General features: G+C 41.0%; 21 protein-coding genes, 1 rRNA gene and 1 riboswitch. Of the genes, 17 read left to right on the top strand and 5 right to left on the bottom strand.

Annotated features, from left to right (window positions below; genetic code table 11):
* The first annotated feature begins 157 nt into the window (after positions 1–157).
* Positions 158–274: ribosomal RNA gene (gene rrf, locus ACTHRG_RS10940) — 5S ribosomal RNA — on the top strand.
* Between the two features lie 357 nt (positions 275–631).
* On the opposite strand, the gene ACTHRG_RS10935 is transcribed toward rrf, so the two are convergent.
* On the bottom strand, positions 632–1,255 hold the full coding sequence (locus ACTHRG_RS10935) for a LysE family transporter (protein WP_076259018.1): 624 nt from the start codon (positions 1,253–1,255) through the stop codon (positions 632–634).
* A 205-nt stretch (positions 1,256–1,460) separates the two neighbouring features.
* Here ACTHRG_RS10935 and ACTHRG_RS10930 point away from each other — a divergent pair, with 205 nt between their 5' ends.
* A complete protein-coding gene (locus tag ACTHRG_RS10930) occupies positions 1,461–1,640 on the top strand; it encodes an H-type small acid-soluble spore protein (RefSeq protein WP_048011339.1) in 180 nt (59 codons plus the stop codon).
* A gap of 36 nt (positions 1,641–1,676) precedes the next feature.
* Here ACTHRG_RS10930 and ACTHRG_RS10925 read toward each other — a convergent pair whose 3' ends face one another.
* Complete coding sequence (locus ACTHRG_RS10925; protein ID WP_175609106.1) at positions 1,677–1,826, bottom strand: hypothetical protein; 150 nt, start codon at positions 1,824–1,826, stop codon at positions 1,677–1,679.
* A gap of 165 nt (positions 1,827–1,991) precedes the next feature.
* On the opposite strand from ACTHRG_RS10925, the gene ACTHRG_RS10920 reads away from it, so the two are divergent.
* The 6 genes from ACTHRG_RS10920 (at position 1,992) to ACTHRG_RS10895 (ending at position 9,011) form a co-directional block, all read left to right on the top strand.
* Positions 1,992–2,333: a metal-sensitive transcriptional regulator gene (locus ACTHRG_RS10920; protein WP_076259020.1), complete on the top strand. Its 342-nt coding sequence runs from the start codon at positions 1,992–1,994 to the stop codon at positions 2,331–2,333.
* A 17-nt stretch (positions 2,334–2,350) separates the two neighbouring features.
* Positions 2,351–2,557 (top strand): copper chaperone CopZ, encoded by a 207-nt coding sequence (copZ, locus tag ACTHRG_RS10915; RefSeq protein WP_035329639.1) that lies wholly within the window; start codon positions 2,351–2,353, stop codon positions 2,555–2,557.
* Between the two features lie 148 nt (positions 2,558–2,705).
* On the top strand, positions 2,706–5,141 hold the full coding sequence (locus ACTHRG_RS10910; RefSeq protein ID WP_076259022.1) for a heavy metal translocating P-type ATPase: 2,436 nt from the start codon (positions 2,706–2,708) through the stop codon (positions 5,139–5,141).
* Positions 5,142–5,160: 19 nt separating this feature from the next.
* Positions 5,161–5,289 carry a hypothetical protein gene (locus tag ACTHRG_RS10905; protein WP_261391767.1) on the top strand — a complete coding sequence of 43 codons (129 nt, stop codon included), beginning with the start codon at positions 5,161–5,163 and terminating at the stop codon, positions 5,287–5,289.
* A 121-nt stretch (positions 5,290–5,410) separates the two neighbouring features.
* Positions 5,411–5,604, top strand: a riboswitch (cobalamin riboswitch).
* Positions 5,605–5,738: 134 nt separating this feature from the next.
* The gene (locus tag ACTHRG_RS10900) at positions 5,739–7,961 is read left to right on the top strand and encodes a ribonucleoside-diphosphate reductase subunit alpha (protein ID WP_440231172.1); all 2,223 of its coding nucleotides are present in this window, start codon (positions 5,739–5,741) and stop codon (positions 7,959–7,961) included.
* Between the two features lie 12 nt (positions 7,962–7,973).
* Entirely contained in the window at positions 7,974–9,011 is a 1,038-nt protein-coding gene (locus ACTHRG_RS10895) for a ribonucleotide-diphosphate reductase subunit beta (protein ID WP_076259027.1), read from the top strand.
* A gap of 51 nt (positions 9,012–9,062) precedes the next feature.
* Here ACTHRG_RS10895 and bioB read toward each other — a convergent pair whose 3' ends face one another.
* On the bottom strand, positions 9,063–10,055 hold the full coding sequence (gene bioB / locus ACTHRG_RS10890; RefSeq protein WP_076259029.1) for a biotin synthase BioB: 993 nt from the start codon (positions 10,053–10,055) through the stop codon (positions 9,063–9,065).
* A gap of 24 nt (positions 10,056–10,079) precedes the next feature.
* Positions 10,080–10,676, bottom strand: coding sequence for a biotin transporter BioY (locus tag ACTHRG_RS10885; RefSeq protein ID WP_076259031.1), 597 nt, complete (start codon positions 10,674–10,676; stop codon positions 10,080–10,082).
* Positions 10,677–10,861: 185 nt separating this feature from the next.
* Between ACTHRG_RS10885 and ACTHRG_RS10880 the strand changes: the two genes are divergently transcribed.
* From ACTHRG_RS10880 to ACTHRG_RS10840, 9 genes are all read left to right on the top strand, one after another.
* Entirely contained in the window at positions 10,862–11,137 is a 276-nt protein-coding gene (locus tag ACTHRG_RS10880) for a DUF2188 domain-containing protein (protein WP_076259033.1), read from the top strand.
* A gap of 402 nt (positions 11,138–11,539) precedes the next feature.
* Positions 11,540–12,292: a DeoR/GlpR family DNA-binding transcription regulator gene (locus tag ACTHRG_RS10875; RefSeq protein WP_076259035.1), complete on the top strand. Its 753-nt coding sequence runs from the start codon at positions 11,540–11,542 to the stop codon at positions 12,290–12,292.
* Complete coding sequence (gene pfkB / locus ACTHRG_RS10870; protein WP_076259038.1) at positions 12,289–13,218, top strand: 1-phosphofructokinase; 930 nt, start codon at positions 12,289–12,291, stop codon at positions 13,216–13,218. The genes ACTHRG_RS10875 and pfkB overlap by 4 nt, the downstream gene beginning before the upstream one ends.
* A gap of 1 nt (position 13,219) precedes the next feature.
* Positions 13,220–15,091, top strand: coding sequence for a PTS fructose transporter subunit IIABC (locus tag ACTHRG_RS10865; RefSeq protein ID WP_440231170.1), 1,872 nt, complete (start codon positions 13,220–13,222; stop codon positions 15,089–15,091).
* A gap of 252 nt (positions 15,092–15,343) precedes the next feature.
* The gene (locus ACTHRG_RS10860; protein ID WP_076259042.1) at positions 15,344–16,210 is read left to right on the top strand and encodes a GNAT family N-acetyltransferase; all 867 of its coding nucleotides are present in this window, start codon (positions 15,344–15,346) and stop codon (positions 16,208–16,210) included.
* A 133-nt stretch (positions 16,211–16,343) separates the two neighbouring features.
* Complete coding sequence (locus ACTHRG_RS10855) at positions 16,344–17,141, top strand: DUF2935 domain-containing protein (protein ID WP_076259045.1); 798 nt, start codon at positions 16,344–16,346, stop codon at positions 17,139–17,141.
* 114 nt (positions 17,142–17,255) lie between these two features.
* Positions 17,256–17,486, top strand: coding sequence for a hypothetical protein (locus ACTHRG_RS10850; protein WP_083675352.1), 231 nt, complete (start codon positions 17,256–17,258; stop codon positions 17,484–17,486).
* Between the two features lie 126 nt (positions 17,487–17,612).
* Entirely contained in the window at positions 17,613–17,702 is a 90-nt protein-coding gene (locus tag ACTHRG_RS10845) for a putative holin-like toxin (protein WP_219993454.1), read from the top strand.
* A 346-nt stretch (positions 17,703–18,048) separates the two neighbouring features.
* Entirely contained in the window at positions 18,049–18,810 is a 762-nt protein-coding gene (locus ACTHRG_RS10840; RefSeq protein ID WP_175609107.1) for an alpha/beta fold hydrolase, read from the top strand.
* A 36-nt stretch (positions 18,811–18,846) separates the two neighbouring features.
* Here the strand turns inward: ACTHRG_RS10840 and ACTHRG_RS10835 are convergent, their stop codons facing one another.
* Positions 18,847–20,106, bottom strand: a complete 1,260-nt coding sequence (locus ACTHRG_RS10835) for an MFS transporter (protein ID WP_076259052.1) — start codon at positions 20,104–20,106, stop codon at positions 18,847–18,849.
* Positions 20,107–20,145: the final 39 nt, after the last annotated feature.

The following is a 20,145-nucleotide window of genomic DNA, read 5'->3' as shown; positions in this document are numbered from 1 at the left end:
AGGTTGATAGGTCAGAGGTGGAAGCGTGGCGACATGTGGAGCTGACTGATACTAATCGATCGAGGACTTAACCAAGTCATATATGGTTATTACTCGGCAAATGCTTCTTCATACATTATCTAGTTTTGAGGGAACGAAGTTTCTTCAAACCAAATAGTCCGGTGGCGATAGCGAGAAGGTCACACCCGTTCCCATACCGAACACGGAAGTTAAGCTTCTCAGCGCCGATGGTAGTTGGGGGCTGTCCCCCTGTGAGAGTAGGACTCTGCCGGGCAAATGAAAGAGCACCTGATGGGTGCTCTTTTTCGTGTGAAAATATAGGTATCTGAATCAGTTGGACTCTTTTTTTATACGTCACTTCGGCCAGCATATGTCTCTGCAACGAAGAATTGTGCCAAATGTTAGATAAACTCCAAAACTTGCTAGATAAATCAAAAATCCTGTTAGATAAATTCATAAACCTGTTAGATAAAACCCAAAACATACTAGATAAACTCCAAAACCTGTTAGATAAATCTCCGAACTTGCCTGAAATACCAAATTAACCGCAACACAGTTCAAGGATTTCTATTTTATACAGTCATGAAGCTGTGAATTTTCTTCACCCTGTCCGAATAGATGGAATATGTATTTAAAACAAAAGTTTATAAGCCTGCAAACCAAAATATATACCAAAGCCAATCAAGGATATTCCAGATAAAACTGAAATAAAAGCGAGAATCTTTCCAGTTAAAAATCTTCTAAAGCTGCTGGCGACTGCTGCCATAGTTACATCCCAGAGAAGAAGGCCTGTAAAAATCGCTCCACTGTATAAAATAACATGGGCCTTGTCATACTCAGCTGCTGTTTTTGCCAAGATGGAACCATAGATGCCGAGCCAAAACAGTATGGTTAAAGGATTTGACAATGACATGAGGAAGCCTGACATAAAGGATTTTACTTTAGATTCATTTTTGGTTCTGACGCTGGATATTACTTTGCCGGCGCTAAATATGGTTTCAACACCTGTATATACCAGGACAAAAAATCCAAAGCACCATAAAAAAGCTTTTATAAATGGAATCTCAAGAAAATGTACTACACCCAAATATACTGCTGCCATATAAACTGCATCTGCTGTTATAGCTCCCAGTCCCACAAGCCATGCGTGGAAAAAACCATTTTTTATCCCTTTATCCAATTGCGCAGCATTTATTGGACCAATTGGCGCTGCAAGCGAAAGACCCAAGAAAACATAGCCTAAAAATATGCTCATAAGTGTACAACCCCTAACGCCAAAACCTGTTTGTACAAAGTGTATTCAGAGTATTGGAAGGATAGGACAACTATTTTATCCTTAGCAAGCAGCAGTTTTTGCAATCAGAATATATTGCCCAATAAACAGCTTTACTGACAAAGCAAGCATAAATTTCGCAACCATGCAAAAAATAAACTGAAAAAAGCAGAGGAGAGTGTTTTTAATGGACGCAAAACGAGTGAAGCAAATTCTTTCATCATCAGCAGATATCGAAGTAAGATACAATGGTGCTTCCGTGTGGATCGATAAGCTAAATGAAGATGGGAGAACAGCAACAGTACATTTACGCGGCCCGCTTGAAGAAAGGTCCGAGGTGGAAATTGGAGAACTGACTGAATTGTAATATGACAATAAGCCGCCTCCACTGGCGGCTTTTCGTCTATATATCTCCATTGGAATCAGTTTCTGCCCGTTCATTTAAGTACTTATTCTCAGCAGAAGCAAAGTTTACTGACTGCAGGCTAATTTCTTTGTCAATTCCATAAAGATCTTTGCCATTGTCTTCTAAATTTTCATGCCTTCTATTCACATCATCTGCCTCCTTTCTAAAGTGTTTCCGTTAGTATAAACAGAGATTTTCAATAACATGAAAGGGAAATTATACTTAAACATCCGGAATTTATACCATTTTGAACTCAGAACTTTACATAGGGTACCGGGGTATAATATAATGAAAACAAAGGGGGCTGATCAAATGGCTTTTGATTTGGAAAATGAGGATTTATCTGCTGACAGCTGCTGTTCGATTGATTCGGAGCGAAAAAGTCATCACTCGGAAAAAGTGAAAAAGAATTTGACGACCCGATTAAATCGAATTGAAGGTCAAATACGCGGAATAAAAGGACTTATTGACAGAGACGTTTATTGTGACGATATAATAACACAAATTTCTGCAACTCAGTCCGCTTTGAATAGCGTAGCCAAGCTATTGCTTGAAGGCCATTTGAAAAGCTGTGTGGTTGAAAGAATCCACGAAGGCGATGAAGAAGTGCTTGATGAATTTTTAATCACAGTCCAGAAGTTAATGAAAAAATAACGGGAGGCTACATTATTATGGAAAACGTAACTTTGAAAGTAAGCGGAATGTCATGCGGACATTGTGTAAAAGCCGTAGAAGGCAGTGTCGGCAAATTAAATGGCGTGGATAAGGTAGCAGTGGACCTTGATAATGGCCAGGTGCAGGTTCAATTTGATTCATCTGCAGTTTCACTTGAACAAATTAAAGAAACAATTGACGATCAAGGCTATGATGTAGAGTAATCTAACCCGGAAGGAACGTGTGAATAAAATGCACGTTCTCTTTTTTTACAAATTAAGAAATTTGTCTAATTTTATTTGATTGACATATAGGGTAGTGGGGTATAGTATATAAGTGTAAGGTACTTCGTTTGATAAAGGAGTGGGAGTTATGGGTGATGCAGCCCTGAAGGAGGTTCACCTTCCGATATCGGGAATGACATGCGCGGCCTGTTCATCTCGAATTGAGAAGGGGCTGAATAAGCTGGATGGTGTCCAGGAAGCTAGTGTCAATCTTGCATTGGAAAAAGCAGCGATAAAATATAATCCGGAAGTAACTTCTGTTGAAGCTTTTGAGAAAAAAATTGAGGATCTCGGTTATGCAGTAGTATCGGAAAAAGCAGAGTTCGAATTGCTGGGGATGACATGCGCGGCCTGCTCCGGAAGAATTGAAAAGGGACTTACTAAACTTCCTGGGGTAAAACATGCTGTAGTCAATTTGGCTCTTGAAACGGGCACTGTTGAATATAATCCCGAGCAAGTCTCCGTCCAGGATATGATAAAGAAAATAGAGAATTTAGGGTATCAGGCAAAAGTAAAAACGGATAAAGACCAAGAGATAGAAGGTTATAGGGAAAAGGAAATCGAGAAGCAAAAAGGCAAATTTATCTTCTCATTAATTCTTTCCATCCCTTTGTTCTGGTCCATGGTGGGACATTTCGAGTTTACATCCTTTATTTACGTTCCTGATATGTTTATGAATCCCTGGGTGCAGCTGGCGCTTGCAGCTCCCGTGCAATTTTTCATAGGAAAACAATTTTATGTTGGGGCGTATAAGGCATTAAAAAATAAAAGCGCCAATATGGATTTTCTGGTTGCACTGGGTACTTCGGCAGCGTTTTTCTACAGCTTATACCAATCTTTATTATCACTTGGCAGCAACGGGCATATGGTGGAGCTCTATTATGAAACAAGTGCCATTCTTATAACATTAATCATTTTAGGCAAACTGTTTGAAGCGAGGGCAAAGGGGCGTTCTTCTGAAGCAATCAAAAAGCTTATGGGCCTTCAGGCAAAAACAGCAACTGTCTTGAGGGAAGGGGAAGAAATTGAAATTCCCCTTGAAGAAGTTATTACTGGAGATATCATATTTGTAAAACCGGGTGAAAAAATTCCGGTCGATGGTGAAATTATCGAGGGACAGTCAGCATTGGATGAATCCATGCTGACGGGGGAAAGCGTACCTGTTGATAAAACAGCAGGCGACACAGTCATCGGCTCCACCATTAATAAAAATGGCTTCCTGAAAATTAAAGCCACTAAAGTTGGCAAAGATACAGCACTGTCACAGATTATTAAAGTAGTTGAAGAAGCGCAAGGCTCCAAAGCGCCCATACAGCGAATGGCAGACAAAATCTCCGGGATATTCGTTCCGATTGTTGTGAGCATAGCAGTGGTTACATTCCTGGTATGGTATATATGGGTAAGTCCCGGTAATTTTGCAGAAGCACTAGAAAAGTTGATTGCCGTCCTGGTGATTGCATGTCCATGTGCCCTGGGTCTGGCTACGCCAACTTCTATAATGGCTGGTTCAGGCCGGGCAGCGGAATATGGGGTTCTTTTTAAAGGCGGGGAGCACCTGGAGCTTACACATGAAATCACTACAGTCGTTCTTGATAAAACCGGAACCGTAACACATGGCAAACCGGTTTTAACGGATGTGATTACGGAAGGTAATGTTGAAGAAAGGGCATTTCTCCAGCTTGTAGGATCTGCTGAGAAACAGTCTGAGCATCCATTGGCCGAAGCAATTGTAAAAGGGATAAAGGATAAAGGAATCAATCTTTTTAATCCACAGGAATTTGAAGCTATTCCCGGCTTTGGGATTAAAGCAAAAGTGGAAGGCAAAAACCTTCTAATCGGTACAAGAAGATTAATGGAAACATACGATATAAATGTCCATTCAGCCAAGCAGGAAATGGAGATACTTGAGGAAAATGGAAAAACGGCAATGCTAGTTGCAGTCGATGGCAAATATGCAGGTATCGTTGCAGTGGCTGATACAATAAAAGAAACATCCAGAAATGCAATCAATCGCTTAAAGCAATTGGGGATTGAAGTCATTATGATAACGGGAGATAACAAACGTACGGCTCAGGCAATAGCTGAGGAAGTGGGGATAGACTCTGCAATTGCAGAGGTTCTGCCTGAAGGCAAGGCAGAAGAAGTAAAAAAACTTCAAAACCAGGGAAAAAAAGTCGCCATGGTCGGCGATGGGATAAATGATGCCCCTGCACTTGCTGTTGCTGATATAGGAATGGCGATTGGAACCGGTACAGATGTTGCGATGGAAGCAGCAGATATTACTCTAATGAGAGGGGATTTAAATAGTATCGCAGACGCCATTCTAATGAGTAAAAAAACCATAAGGAATATCAAACAAAATCTTTTCTGGGCATTTGCATACAATACACTTGGCATCCCAGTAGCTGCCTTAGGGTTCCTTGCTCCCTGGCTTGCCGGCGCAGCAATGGCTTTCAGCTCCGTATCTGTCGTTTTAAACGCACTTAGATTACAAAGAGTAAAAGTAAGTGAAAAAAACGTTTAATTGAAAGGGGCAAATTTAAATGAAGAAATGGGCAGGTGCAGCGATTGCTTATCTGGTGCTTGTAATGGCTGGTTATGCGGCATATGATTCTTTCTGGGCTAAGCCAGAGCCGATACCTCATGATATTGAAATCGAAAATCATGAATAACAAATGACCGGGCAGAGGGAATCCCCCTCTGCCCATTTTTGGCAGATTAATAATTGTAATTTATTTCTCGATATGATAGAATTCTCTACAATATATAGTATGGATGTTCTAAAGTGAAAACTACATATAGATCGTGATTGGTGTCCTATATGGACTTAATAGGGAATTCGGTGAAAAACCGAAGCTGTCCCCGCAACTGTAAGTGCAGACGAAAAAAGCATGCCACTGTACAAAACGCTTCATGGCGCTAGTATGGGAAGGGCTTTTAGTAGAGTGAAGCACAAGCCAGGAGACCTGCCAGGGCGATCGAAAGTTTCTTATCTTCGGGGATTGAGATGATGAAACGATCGCGTAATGGCCGTCTGTTCATCTGCTTCCTGCTATTATACTATCGTTTGATCCGCTCATTTTCCGGGCGGATTTTTATTTTGCCTTTAGGAGGAAGTAAGATGGTCCAAACCATACAGCCGATAAAAATTTTAGAAGAACTTAAGACAGAATTTCCACAGCTCGACATTGGGCAGCTATTAAAAAGGAAAGAAGAAATGAGTCAGCTGGGAGCGGAGGTCATGTATGACCAGCTTATACTGGATTGTTTATCATTTATCAGCATTGAAGAGCCAGATTGGACGTATGCCGCTTCACGTCTGCTTCTTAAAAAGCTCTATAATGAGTCCGGAAAAAACAGAGAATGCGGGCCGGATGATTGTTACACACATTTTTATACGCTAATTGAACGTCTGACCGCTTTGGGAATTTATGAACAAGATTTATTAGATGTGTATTCAGAGGAGGAGATAAATGAGCTGTCCTATTTTATTAGGAAAGAAAATGACCGTTTATTTACATACCTGGGGCTGAAAATGCTGGCAGATCGGTATCTTGCCAGGGACAAACAGAAAAACCTCTATGAGCTTCCACAGGAGCGGTTCATGATCATCAGCATGGTGCTGATGAAAAAGGAGCCGAAGGAAAAGCGTCTTGAGCTTGTTAAAGAAGCATACTGGGCAATGAGCGGGTTGTATATGACTGTTGCCACTCCAACACTCGCTAATGCAGGGAAGAACTGGGGACAGCTTTCAAGCTGTTTCATTGAGACCGTTGATGACAGTCTTGATTCCATTTATGACAGTAATACCGATATTGCATCACTGTCTAAAAATGGCGGAGGAATCGGAGTATATTTGGGGAAAATCCGCAGCAGAGGCAGTGATATTAAAGGATTTAAGGGGGCATCTTCAGGGGTGATTCCCTGGATGAAGCAGCTGAATAACACAGCGGTCAGTGTCGACCAGCTTGGACAAAGGCAGGGTGCTATAAGCGTCTATCTGGATGTCTGGCATAAAGATATCTTCCCGTTTCTTGATGCAAAGCTTAATAATGGAGATGAAAGGCAGCGAACACATGATTTATTCACAGGTGTCTGCATTCCTGATTTGTTTATGGAAAAAGTGGAAAGCCGAGGGTATTGGTATTTATTTGATCCCCATGAAGTCCGTACAATCATGGGCTTTTCCCTGGAGGATTTTTATGATGAAGGAGAAGGCGAAGGGTCATTCCGCCAGAAATATAAAGAATGCATAGATAACCCGAATCTATCAAGGGAAAAAGTTCCTGCTATCGAGATCATGAAATCCATCATGAGAAGTCAGCTTGAAACCGGGACACCATTCATGTTCTACCGGGATGAGGTTAATCGGAAAAATGCCAATTCTCACAGCGGGATGATTTATTGTACCAACCTTTGCACTGAGATCGTACAAAACCAAAGTGTTACTAAGAGGGTTGAAGAATATACAAGAGATGGGAGAATTATTATCGAAAAACAGCCGGGAGACTTCGTTGTCTGCAATCTTTCATCCATCAATCTTGCTCGGGCCTTAAGTGAAGGAGTCCTTGAAAGGCTTGTGCCCATTCAGGTGCGAATGCTTGATAATGTTATTGATATAAATAGTATTCCGGTTCCTCAGGGGCAGATCACAAATCAAAAATACCGTGCGATTGGACTGGGGACTTTTGGGTGGCACCACCTTCTTGCACTGAAAAAAATCACATGGGAAAGCGAAGAAGCTGCAGAATTCGCTGACATTCTATATGAACAAATTGCTTTTTTAGCGATAAAAAGTTCTATGAATCTGGCAAAAGAAAAAGGAAGCTATTCAGCCTTTAAAGGTTCTGAGTGGGAAACGGGTGCGTATTTTGAAAAACGGGGATATCTGGAGGCAAAGACAGAAATGGACTGGACAGGATTGAGCAGGGAGGTAAAGGAATTCGGCGTCCGAAACGCCTATCTGATGGCGGTTGCCCCTAATGCATCTACTGCATTAATTGCAGGAAGCACACCGAGTATTGATCCTATATTTAACAAGCAGTATTCCGAAGAGAAAAAGGATTATCGAATCCCTGTTACGGCTCCTGAAATTAACAGTGAGACCATTTGGTACTACAAATCTGCCTATCATATTAACCAGGAGTGGAGCATCAGGCAGAATGCAAACAGACAAAAGCATATAGATCAGGCTATTTCATTTAATTTCTATATACCTAACCATATTAAAGCTATCGATCTTTTAAACCTGCATCTTTCAGCATGGAAGAATAAATTAAAAACAACTTACTATATCCGTTCAACTTCATCAGAGGTTGAAGACTGCGAATCTTGCTCAAGCTAAAGGAGGCCCCTTATGAATACTCTAAAAAAACGCCCAATTATTAATCAATCGGCGCCTAATAAATCAACTTCAATCATCAACGGCGAATGCTCCAATATCCTTAATTGGGATGATGTCCGCTTCTCATGGGCCTATCCCAAGTATAAAAAAATGCTCGCTAACTTTTGGACGCCATTTGAGATAAACATGTCACAGGACATTAAGCAATTTCCGCACTTAACGAAAAGTGAACAAGATGCCTTTTTGAAGATTATTGGGCTGCTTGCATTGCTGGACAGCATCCAGACGGATTATGCCGGAAAAGTTGCTGATTATATTACCGACTCAAGCCTATCAGCACTCATGATCATACTTGCACAGCAGGAGGTGATTCATAATCACTCCTATTCCTATGTTCTATCAAGCCTTGTTCCCAAACAAAAGCAGGATGAGGTTTTTGAATTCTGGCGGACAGAACCTATATTAGCTGAAAGAAATGAATTTGTTGTGAACGGATATAAAGATTTTGCAGAGAATCCAAGTGCGGAGAGTCTGCTGAAATCGATTGTGTTTGATGTCGTTTTGGAGGGGCTATTCTTTTATTCAGGTTTTGCATTTTTTTATCACCTGGCAAGGAATCAGAAGATGGTAGCCACCTCAACGATGATTAATTACATCAACCGGGATGAACAAATCCATGTAGATTTGTTTGTTAAAATTTTCAAAGAAATCCTTAAGGAAAATCCGGAGCTTAATACTAATGAATTAAGTGAATTCGTCCGGGAGACTTTTAAAAGTGCAGCTGAGCTGGAAATTGAATGGGCCCGCGATGTGATCGGCAGCAAAACAGAAGGCATATTGCTGTCTGATGTTGAAGCCTATATCAAATTTTATGCCAACGTCCGCTGCAATCAGCTGGGATATGAACGGCCGTTTGAGGGCTTTCGAACCAATCCTCTCCGCTGGATAGTAGCGTATGAGGAGGTTGACCAAGGGAAGTCTGATTTCTTTGAACAAAAATCGCGGCAATATACAAAAGTTCAAATAGATAATGGGTTTGACGAATTATAGAAAAGATATATATTAAAAAAAGATTCTGCTGTGGCGCAGAATCTTTTTTTATCAGGAAAATACTGGCTCCCCGGCTGCAAAATCAATTTCAAAACCCAGGTCCTTCAGCATTTGGTGGTCTGCTGTGCTTTCCTGTCCGGCGGTGGTTAAGTAATCTCCTACAAAAATGGAATTGGCCGGAAATAATCCAAGCGGCTGCAGGCTCCTGAGATTCACTTCTCTGCCCCCGGATATTCTGATTTCCTTTGATGGATTGATAAAACGCATGAGACAAAGCACTTTCAGGCAATAGCGGGGATTCAGCTCATCTGTTCCTTCTAATGGTGTCCCATCAATGGCATGAAGAAAATTAACCGGAATTGAGTCGGCATCAAGCGCTTTTAGGCTTCGGGCCATCGCTATCACATCTTTTTTGGTTTCCTTCATGCCGATGATAACACCGGAGCATGGTGAGATGCCTGCCTCCTTTATTAATTGGACAGTATTGACTCTGTCTCGATATGTATGGGATGTAGTAATGCTCTCATGATGTTCTTCAGATGTATTAATATTGTGATTGTAGCGGTCCACTCCGGCTTCTTTCAGCTTCTCAGCCTGTTCAGGCTTCAAGAGTCCAAGGCAGGCGCAGACTTTCATATTATAGTGATCCTTTATCTCTTTAACAGCAGATACAACTTCATTCAGCTCTTTGTTGTTTGGGCCCCTGCCGCTTGCAACGATACAATATGTTCCAACATTAAGCTGATGTGCTTGTCTAGCTCCTTGTAAGATAGAGTCCTTATCCATCATCCGGTATTTTTCAATAGGTGCAGTTGAGATGCTGGATTGTGAACAATAGCCGCAGTTCTCAGGACATAATCCGGATTTTGTATTTATAATCATGTTTAATTTAACTTTATTCCCGTAATGATGATGGCGGATTTTATAGGCACTTTGCAATAAATCCAGAAGCTCATCATCCGGGCAATTTAATATAGACATCGCCTCCGAGTCTGTCAATTCATGTCCTTCAAGTACGTCAAAAGCCAGCTTTTGAAAATTCATAAGTATCCTCCTTAGTAAAATGGATTATGCTGCCCGGTTTATTTTTCTGAACTGACTGCGGGCAAATACTCTATGCTCCAGCCGATATGCCATTACCCCGGCAAAAACAGAGAGAATAATGTCCTTTGGAAGAGGGACCGCCATCCATAGCCAAGCCATCTGATAGGTAAATCCTTCAGGTGCTGTAAACCAAAGTTTATAAGCCAGGTACATCCAATTTGTCCCGAAAAGATAATTGATCGCCATTCCAATTAGAGCTGCAGTAATATATACCGGAACTGATTTTTTCTTTTCAATTATTTTCCCGGTGACATACGCTGTTAGAATGAACGAAAGGATAAAACCGAAAGTGGGGTTTAATAATGAAGCAAAACCGCCGCCGAATTTTGAAAAGACCGGAGCGCCTGCAAGCCCGACGAAAGCATAGACAGCCATTGTAATAGCTCCCAGCCGGCTTCCTAAAATAGCCCCTGCCAAAATGGCAAAAAAGGTCTGTAAAGTAATAGGCACTCCTCCGATAACCAAAAATGGCACAAATGAAGTGATGTTTGCCCCAACCGCCATCAGGGCAACAAACATACCTGCCAATGTTAAATCAATTGTCCTCAAACCTGTCTTCATAAAAAGCCTCCTGCTAGATTTATATTTATACAATTTAGAATAATAGCAGCAGTTGCTTTATGTCAACTAAAAATAAAAATGGTTTACATATATCATTTTGAATAAAGTTTTTATCTAGGGATAAAGGGTAAAGTGATACTGCTCATCAAATAGATGATGTCCACACAATTTAAGGAGGTATAAACATGGCAAATAATAATAACAACATTCAAAGTGACGAACAGAAACAATATTTCAAGGACCGGGCAGGCACAGATGAAGCGAGATTCCATGTAGTACCGCACGATGAAGAAGGTTGGGCAGTCAAAAGGGAAGGTCAAGACGAGACTGAGTACACTGCAGATTCACAGTCAGATGCTGTTGAGGAAGCAAAGCGCATGGCTGAGGAAGCAGGCACAATGGCCATTTTGCATAATGAGGATGGAAAAATTGAAGATCTGTTAAATTATGAAGATAAATAATCTTAGAGAAGGGCATTACTTTTGTGTAGTGCTCTTTTTTTGTTATGGAGATAATGTGATTTTTTTCTAAAACAAAAAAATTCCGCTTCCTATAAGAAAGCGGTTCAAAAAAGAGACCTTGGACCAAGTTAATTCTGAAATTAAAACAATATATAGTAGCGTTAGTTGTCAGAAGAAACTATATATTGTTATTTTAGATTCTAGCATAATAAATCATAGAGAGCAAACTATTATTTTAATATATTTAAAATATTCTAATTAAAAGAATAAATATTCTATAAACAATCAAAAACAATCAACCTATGATTGAATTTGATTTATTTTGAATGAAAATGATTGATTTTTGCAATCGGTTTCAGTATGATGTAGTCAAGAAGAACAACACACCCGGGAGGTGATGTTTTGTTAACACCAGAGCGCCACAAATTGATTCTGCAGCTTTTAAAAGAGAAAGGTGTAGTTAAAATTCAGGATCTCGTTGACATGACAGAAACATCGGAATCAACAATCAGAAGGGACCTTACCCAGCTTGAGGAAGGAAAGTACCTTAAAAGAATTCATGGAGGTGCAGCCAGGCTTCAGGGCAAGCTTCAGGAACCCAGCATGTCTGAAAAATCATCCAAAAACCTTCAGCAAAAGCGCCAAATTGCCCAATACGCAGCAAACCTTGTTGAAGAGGGGGATTCCATCTATTTGGATGCAGGCTCGACAGTAACTGAAATGATTCCCTTTTTGCCTGCGAAGAAAATTGTGGTTGTAACGAACGGACTAATGCATATCAACGCATTGCTCGAAAGGAATATAAAAACATTTTTAATCGGCGGTTTTGCCAAGGAACAGACAAAAGCCATCATCGGCAGGGGGGCATTGGCGAGCCTGGAAAATTACCGATTTGATAAATGCTTTATGGGAGTTAACGGTATCCATCCTCAATTCGGCTACACCACACCGGATCAGGATGAGGCAATGATCAAGCAAATGGCCATTTCTCTTTCAAGGGAGGCATTCGTGCTTGCCGATGACACGAAGTTTTCAGAAATTGCGTTTGCCAAGATTGCCGATTTGCATACAGCAGCAATTATTACAAATGAACTGAATGAGGATCAGCAAGAGCCTTATATCAGCAAAACTACAATAAAGGTCGTGACAGCATGATACACACATTGACGCTAAATCCGTCAGTGGATTACATCGTAGAATTGGATGAGATAATAGTCGGCGGTCTTAACCGCATGAAGCAGGATACAAAGTTCCCTGGAGGAAAAGGAATCAATGTTTCGAGAGTGCTGAAAAGAATGGATGTTGAAAGCAAGGCGCTTGGCTTTGCAGGCGGCTTTACAGGAGATTATATTGTTAATTCCTTAAATAAGGAGAATATTCAAACCGACTTTGTACAAGTTGCAGGAGACACAAGAATTAATGTAAAGATCAAGGCAGAGACGGAAACAGAAGTCAATGCCAAAGGGCCGGCCATTTCAGAAAGGAATTTCGAGGATCTAATAAATAAAATCCGCAGCCTATCAGAAGAAGATTTGCTTGTCCTCGCAGGCAGTATTCCATCAACCTTGCCTGAAACAACATATGAAGAGCTGGTGAAAATCTGTTCAGAAAATGGAGCGGCTTTTGTGGTGGACGCAGAGGGAGAATTATTGAAAAAGGTTCTTCCTTACAAACCGTTTTTAATAAAGCCCAATCACCATGAATTGGGTGAATTATTCAGCAGAGAATTCACTTCCGCTGAAGAAGTCATCCCTTTTGGACAGAAACTTGTTGAAATGGGCGCACAGAATGTAATTGTTTCATTAGCAGGCAAGGGAGCAGTCTTGATATCTGCTGATGCAGCATATATTTCAAGCGTTCCAATAGGAAAAGTAAAAAGTTCAGTTGGCGCCGGAGATTCCATGGTAGCCGGTTTTCTTGCAGCTTATGAAAAAAACAAAAATATAGAAAAGGCTTTTCAATACAGTGTTGCTTCCGGAAGTGCTACCGCTTTTTCGCTTGGTCTTTGCACAAAGGAAAAAGCGGAGGAATTGCTTTCTCAGGTTTCGATTGAAAAGGTCAGCCTAAAAGGGGAGATTTAGGATGAGAATAACAGAATTACTGACAAGAGATACGATTCTGCTCTCATTGAGCGGAACAGGCAAAATGGATGCCATAAATGGATTGGTAAACAAGCTTGATGCAGCTGGAAAGCTTCATGACCGGGACGCCTTCAAGAATGCAATCTTAAAGAGGGAAGAACAGAGCACAACAGGCATAGGTGATGGAATTGCCATTCCTCATGCCAAAACGGGTGCGGTCAAAGAACCTGCTATTGCGTTCGGCAAATCAGAAGAAGGCGTAAATTATGAATCGCTTGACGGTCAGCCTGCACACTTATTTTTTATGATTGCAGCCCCGGAAGGAGCTAATAATACACACTTGGAGGCTCTATCCAGGCTCTCATCGATATTAATGAACGAGGAAGCACGCAAAAAACTTCAGTATGCTGCTTCTGCGGACGAAGTTATTGAAATCATTGACAGCTATGACGGGACTGAAGAAGAGGAAGTCCAAAATATTGCTGACAGCAAACGATTTGTTGTGGCTGTAACAGCTTGCCCAACAGGAATTGCCCATACTTATATGGCAGCTGATTCACTTAAGGCCAAGGCAGCTGAAATGGGTGTTGATATTAAAGTTGAAACCAATGGCTCAAGCGGTGCTAAAAACGTTCTGACACCAGAGGAAATCGCGAATGCAGCAGCAATTATCGTTGCGGCAGATACCAAGGTTGAAATGGAGCGATTCAGCGGAAAGCATGTCCTTGAAACGGCAGTTGCTGATGGCATCCGTAAACCTCAGGAGCTTATTGAAAAAGCGCTTAAGCAGGATGCTCCTGTTTACAAGGGCGGAAATGCGGACAGCGGTGAATCCTCTGGAAATCAAAAAGAGCAAAAAGCCGGTATATATAAGCATTTAATGAATGGTGTATCCAATATGCTTCCATTTGTTGTGGGCGGGGGGATCCTGATTGCCATTTCCTTTATGTTCGGATATAAAGCAGCAGATCCTAATGATCCGTCGTATCATCCTATCGCTGAAGCACTGATGACGATTGGCGGGGGAAATGCGTTTGGATTAATCGTTCCAATCCTTGGAGCCTTCATTGCCATGAGTATTGCTGATCGCCCTGGATTTGCTGCAGGTGCAGTCGGAGGGATGATGGCAGCATCTGGAGGCGCAGGATTCCTTGGCGGCATCATTGCCGGCTTCCTTGCTGGTTATGTGGTAGTTGGGTTAAAAAAAGTTTTTGCCGGCCTGCCTTCATCTCTTGAAGGAATTAAAACGATTTTGCTTTATCCGCTCTTTGGAATTGCTATCACAGGATTGCTGATGCTTTATGTTGTGAACAAACCAGTTGGCGCATTAAATTCTGCTATCACCGAGTGGCTTTCAGGCCTCGGCACTGGAAATGCTGTCCTGCTGGGGGCAGTGCTGGGACTGATGATGGCATTTGATATGGGCGGCCCGGTTAATAAATCAGCATACGTTTTTGGTACAGGGCTTCTTGCAAATGGAGTATATGAACCGATGGCCGCAATCATGGCTGCGGGTATGGTTCCGCCACTTGCCATCGCCCTTGCCACAACTTTATTTAAAAATAGATTTACTAAACAGGAACAGGATGCAGGAAAAGCAAACTACATTATGGGATTTTCGTTTATTACTGAAGGCGCAATCCCTTTTGCAGCTGCAGATCCATTGCGTGTTATCCCATCCATCATGGCAGGGTCTGCCTTGGCAGGTGCAATTTCAATGATGGCTGGAATCGGATTAAGGGCGCCTCATGGCGGAGTCTTTGTCGTCCCTCTAGTTGATGGGCCATGGGGAATTTACCTTGCAGGAATAATAGCAGGTGCTCTTTTGTCCGCTGTTCTTATTGGAATCCTGAAAAAGCCTGCAAATAAATAATGTATGAACAAAAGCCGGTACTTGATGTATCGGCTTTTATTTTAGAAAATCCTTCTAAAATAGATTGAAAAAACTGAAAATAAATGCTTTAATAAAAATAAACTCATAAGTCTATATATTTTTTTGATAATAAATAAACTATCCAGTCTATTTAAAATGGAGGTGTAATTACATGGCCATTATCATTGTAATTAAAAGAGGGAACAAACATAAATAACAATCAAAAATTTAAAAACATGAAGGAGAGCGGCTATGAAAATAAAAAGACTTTCCCAGTGCACCCTGGAGGAGGCGCTGACAGCCTGGAACAAAGGCTTTGAAGGCTATATAGTTCCCATTAAGATGGATCTTCAGGCATTTGTTAACCGAATGATATCTGAGGGTCTTTCTCCTGAAAAGTCGATTATTGTATTTATGCACGGAGAACCTTGCGGAATCATAATGAATGGATTCCGGGAGATTAACGGCAGAAAAATAGCCTGGAACGGAGGCACTGGAATCGCCCCGGAATTCCGCGGAAAAGGACTCTCTGCAGCAATGATGGAAGAGGTAATTAGCATCTATAGAGCTGAAAAAGCCCACACCGCTGTTCTTGAAGCAATTGAAGAAAATGAGAGAGCGATTAAGCTCTACAAAAAAGCCGGCTATGTGATTACCGATCACTTGCTTTATTTAAACAAGAAGCTTCCAAATAACGAACTGGGCTTATTAAAGGAAAACCCCTTTTCCATTAAAAGGTTATATCCTGAACAGCTGCAGTCACTTAGCTTTTATGATACCACCGCTGCCTGGCAGTGCCAGTGGCAAAGTGTAAAACACGGAGAAGCTGCTGTGCTATTAAATGACGACGGAAAAGCGATTGGCTATATTTTATACAAAAGAATACTGAAAGCGGGAGGACGAACAGACCGCATCATCATCTATCAGTTAAGGTTCAATAATGGAAATAACTATGAAAAAATGACGGAAAGCATTCTCGGCAGTCTGTTCATGGATGCGGATGAATCTATTGATTTCACTGCAGTTAATATCTCTGTTTCCAATCCCTCCTCAAAAGCTTTACTTGAATTAGGATTCGAAAAAAAGGTTGGTCAGGTAATGATGGAAAAATCGCTTTAGGATATCTGCTTTTCAATTTCCCTTTTGCTCTTAAAAACTAAGTTGCCGATCCATAATTGAAGTTAGTGCTTAGGCATAATTTCAGCTGGTTTCTGATATGTTTTTATGAGTACGCTTGAAAGGGGAGATATACTTGGCTGCTGAATTTGAAAATGCTGCAAAATTTGAACACGGGTTTTGGCTGCAGATTTTGGGTGATCATGCACGCTTTATACATGATTCATTATCACCAAAGGAAAAAGACAGCATTGAACGGGCAAATTACTTTATACAGACCTTTGACCAGCTATTAGGAAGGGTTGGAGTGGATAATCTGGAGCAATTGAGCCGGAGGGCGGAACAGGAAGCTAAGAAGCTGCGGGAATTTAAATTGAACCTGATTGAACGTCATTTGATAGGGAAAATATCCATTCATCTTGGCCCGGTATTTATTAACCATATGGTCAATGAGCTTGAGGAATATATGCTTGTCCTTCAATATTTAAAAAAGGGGGAAGCCCCGCCTGTATTTCATGAGCTCCATCACCATTTAATCTGGCTTCTGGATGCAGCTGGCCATGCAGGTGCCATATCGGACAATATAGAACGTGTTGAGAAGAAAATTAAGAAAATCAGTGATGGCTATACAAAGGATTTTGAAGCATTTTATTTAAAGGCCGTAGAAATGTCCGGCTTCCTTCGGACTAATGTTGAATCATTCCCCGCCCTTCAAAAGTTTAACAGCGATGTTACGCTGGAAATGACTCTTTTTATGAACTTCCTCAATGAAATTGAGGAGCTTGAATTAAGCAAAGAGGCATTGGGTACATTTGCAGCTTTAATGGCTGATCATATGTACCGTGAAGAATGCTATTACCTCTCAAAGCTTGCCGAGTCTACTCAGTCTGAAAAGCCAAAATGTGACCCGGCCAAACCAAGGCTTAAAGAATAATTTCAAAACTGCCATTTTCGGCAGTTTTTTTGCATGCAGAACATGAATCCATGTTTTCCAGGGTAAAGGAATATTAAAAAGGCTGATATCATGGAACTGATTAGATGGAGTTATATGAGGAGAAATCAGGTAAAGGGGTTCTTTGACTGTTTTCCTGAAGCAATCATTATTTTTAAAAGAATAAAAAATTATTATTTTATCCATAGCGTGGAATGGGGAGGCAATCCTCAGTTAATTGCTGAGCAGCAGCTGGAGGATATGGAGTATTTGCTTAATCAGGAGATGGGTTTTCTTCATGGATATCTTCAAAGGAAATCTGCAGATCAAAAAGATTTGAAAAAATAGGAAAGAAGAATCAATTTGTTTAAAATAGAACATGCGTTCGACTAAATGGACAGGATTGTGTTATAATAAAGAAGCAATGGGAGTTTCTCAAGGGTGGTCGGCTAGCCCCGTATTTGAAAGGGGGTGATGCCTTTGACAGTTTTCGAATCGATCATGATGATGATTTCTTTTTCTAGTCTGATCATTGCTGTCATGACTTTTAACCATAAAAAATAGACCTCCCTTGATCTGACAATTGAGGGAGAGGTCTACGTCTTTGACAGGCCGATCCCCTAAGGGAACGACTATTGCGAATGACCGTGGGTGCGGCAACACCTGCGGTCGTTTTTTTTATTCATATTCTTAATTAAAGGATATCATATACGTCTCAGAAAGTCACGGAAATAAGCAGAATCGCATGATCAATTATAGTATATGCAGATCTCGCTTAAACATCCCATAATGATTCTTGGCCTGTCGTGCAATACTAAAATGGCAGCACAGTACCATTTAGTTTGAACCTTAAAGGTATAACGTTCCGCATAAAGCCATCTATGTTTTGTCAAAGGAAAGGACGATTCAATTGCCGGCATTTATTTATGAGGATACAAAGATTTTTTATGAAACAATGGGCAAGGGTGTGCCGATCCTCTTTATACATCCTCCCGCTATGGGAAGAAAGGTATTTTATTATCAAGGCCTCCTGGCAGAGCATTTTCAGGTGATTTTTCCTGATTTAAGCGGGAATGGAGATTCTGCTGGCCCGGAAAAAACAGTAACTATACAAGGATATGCAGAAGAGATAAAAGCTGTATTAGACCACTTGGATATTGAAAAAGCTGTTATTCTGGGCTATTCATCAGGCGGCATAATTGCTCAGGAGTTTGCCCTTTCATATCCGGAAAGAACACTTGGTGTCATTCTCTCAGGCGGGTTTCCAGAGGTGTTATCGGAAACCTTCAAATATGAGCATATTCTGGGGATGTACTTTGTGAAGCACTTTCCAGGTTTTCTGCAGTATGTAATAGCATCGAGCCATACAAAAGATAAAAAAGTCAGAGACGAGATTCTGGAGCATATGAAAAAAGCAAATCACACCATGTGGTTTCAATTTTATGATAGATCACTTCACTATTCCTGCACCGACCGCCTTAGGAACTTAAGTGTCCCACTTCTCCTTATTTATGGCTCAAGAGATTTTGTTAATCAGCATATAAGGAGCTATAGAAGATATGTCAGCTTTCAGGCAGCCATAATCAAAGGCGTATCCCATCAGGTGCCAACTAAAAAGTGGCAGCTATTCAATCAGGTTGTAACTTGTTTTGTACAGCAGCATTTTAAATAAAGAAATCCGTATCGTCATGGAACGATACGGATTTTTTCAGCTGTCATTTGCTTCAGGTTTGATTGCTAAAATGGCTGCAATGGCAGCAAGAATGGTTATTCCGCTTAAAATATAAAAGAGCCCTTGATCAGAGTGCTTCATCAGAATAGCAATGGCAGGCGGGCCGCCGGCAACCCCGATAAACCGCATTGAACTGTATAGCGAAGTAATGGTTCCACGTTCCTCTTTTGCAATTCCCTCCGTAATCAACGCGTCCAATGAAGGCAGTGCAACTCCTATGCCAATTCCGGCAAACAGGAACATGCTGATCATAAACCACATATTGTTTGAAAAGCTTAAGATTGCAGTGGCAGCTGCCACAAGCACTGATCCTAAAAATATGATCCACTTCATCAGTATTTTATTTTCTTTTATTTTTTTGCCTGTCAGATAGGATGAAAGGCAGAGTGCGCCAAGCGGGACAGCCAGCAGAAGCCCTTTTTTAACATCTTTAATACCGTATGTCTTTTCAAGCACATCAGATAAATAAAAAAGGATCCCAAAAAGCACAAACATGAGAATAGCACCTATCAGGAAAATAGCATAAAGCCATTTTCCATTGTTTTTAAAGGTATCCTTAATATTGCTCCAAAACTTCTTCAGCGGTAGAGGTTCTTCTCTTTTATTTGGCGTTTTTACAAGGAAGAAAACCAGCAGGATTGAAATGGTACAAAAAACTGGAAATGAAAAAAACGGTAAAAACCATATAAACCCTGCCAGAAAAGCACCAAGTATAGGTGATAAAACTTTTCCAAAAGTGTTGGAAGTTTCAATTAGGCCAAGGGAGCTGCTGACATCATCGTCATTTTTAAACATATCCCCGACCAAGGGCATAACAATTGGTGCCGCACCTGCTGCCCCAACACCCTGCAATGCCCTCCCGGCTAATATGATCCAATAAGCATCTGCCATTTTCCATGCCGCCCATCCAGAGATCAGCCCGCCAATTCCTGCAATGAGAAGACTTGGTATAATTACTTTTTTACGGCCGATATGATCGGATAAAAAGCCTGCAATTGGAATCAAAATAATGGCTACAATACTGTATACGGTAATAATCATGCTGGATTGGAATGCAGAAATATTTAGTTTATTTTCCATCGCCGGCAGAACGGGAATCAGCATGGAATTCCCAAGTGTCATAACGAGAGGAATTGAAGAAAGTGAAAGTATGGCCCATTTTTGGTTATGAACATCATCACCTGACTTCTTTTTAGCTTTGGAATTTACAGATTGTAAATTTTCAATGTGCTCCATATTTCTGACCTTCCTTTTCGTTAATCAAACTAGTCTTAA

It is taken from the genome of Cytobacillus sp. SAFR-174, from assembly GCF_051964675.1.
Taxonomy (GTDB): domain Bacteria; phylum Bacillota; class Bacilli; order Bacillales; family Cytobacillaceae; genus Cytobacillus.
This window is presented reverse-complemented; position numbering and strand designations above follow the sequence as displayed.

What these genes read in the sequence shown, in the direction of transcription:
- ACTHRG_RS10935 (WP_076259018.1), bottom strand. Translation starts at nt 1,255, where the DNA reads ATGAGCATATTTTTAGGCTATGTTTTCTTGGGTCTTTCGCTTGCAGCG.
- ACTHRG_RS10930 (WP_048011339.1), top strand. Translation starts at nt 1,461, where the DNA reads ATGGACGCAAAACGAGTGAAGCAAATTCTTTCATCATCAGCAGATATC.
- ACTHRG_RS10920 (WP_076259020.1), top strand. Translation starts at nt 1,992, where the DNA reads ATGGCTTTTGATTTGGAAAATGAGGATTTATCTGCTGACAGCTGCTGT.
- copZ (WP_035329639.1), top strand. Translation starts at nt 2,351, where the DNA reads ATGGAAAACGTAACTTTGAAAGTAAGCGGAATGTCATGCGGACATTGT.
- ACTHRG_RS10910 (WP_076259022.1), top strand. Translation starts at nt 2,706, where the DNA reads ATGGGTGATGCAGCCCTGAAGGAGGTTCACCTTCCGATATCGGGAATG.
- ACTHRG_RS10905 (WP_261391767.1), top strand. Translation starts at nt 5,161, where the DNA reads ATGAAGAAATGGGCAGGTGCAGCGATTGCTTATCTGGTGCTTGTAATG.
- ACTHRG_RS10900 (WP_440231172.1), top strand. Translation starts at nt 5,739, where the DNA reads ATGGTCCAAACCATACAGCCGATAAAAATTTTAGAAGAACTTAAGACA.
- ACTHRG_RS10895 (WP_076259027.1), top strand. Translation starts at nt 7,974, where the DNA reads ATGAATACTCTAAAAAAACGCCCAATTATTAATCAATCGGCGCCTAAT.
- bioB (WP_076259029.1), bottom strand. Translation starts at nt 10,055, where the DNA reads ATGAATTTTCAAAAGCTGGCTTTTGACGTACTTGAAGGACATGAATTG.
- ACTHRG_RS10885 (WP_076259031.1), bottom strand. Translation starts at nt 10,676, where the DNA reads ATGAAGACAGGTTTGAGGACAATTGATTTAACATTGGCAGGTATGTTT.
- ACTHRG_RS10880 (WP_076259033.1), top strand. Translation starts at nt 10,862, where the DNA reads ATGGCAAATAATAATAACAACATTCAAAGTGACGAACAGAAACAATAT.
- pfkB (WP_076259038.1), top strand. Translation starts at nt 12,289, where the DNA reads ATGATACACACATTGACGCTAAATCCGTCAGTGGATTACATCGTAGAA.
- ACTHRG_RS10865 (WP_440231170.1), top strand. Translation starts at nt 13,220, where the DNA reads ATGAGAATAACAGAATTACTGACAAGAGATACGATTCTGCTCTCATTG.
- ACTHRG_RS10860 (WP_076259042.1), top strand. Translation starts at nt 15,344, where the DNA reads ATGAAAATAAAAAGACTTTCCCAGTGCACCCTGGAGGAGGCGCTGACA.
- ACTHRG_RS10850 (WP_083675352.1), top strand. Translation starts at nt 17,256, where the DNA reads ATGAGGAGAAATCAGGTAAAGGGGTTCTTTGACTGTTTTCCTGAAGCA.
- ACTHRG_RS10845 (WP_219993454.1), top strand. Translation starts at nt 17,613, where the DNA reads ATGCCTTTGACAGTTTTCGAATCGATCATGATGATGATTTCTTTTTCT.
- ACTHRG_RS10835 (WP_076259052.1), bottom strand. Translation starts at nt 20,106, where the DNA reads ATGGAGCACATTGAAAATTTACAATCTGTAAATTCCAAAGCTAAAAAG.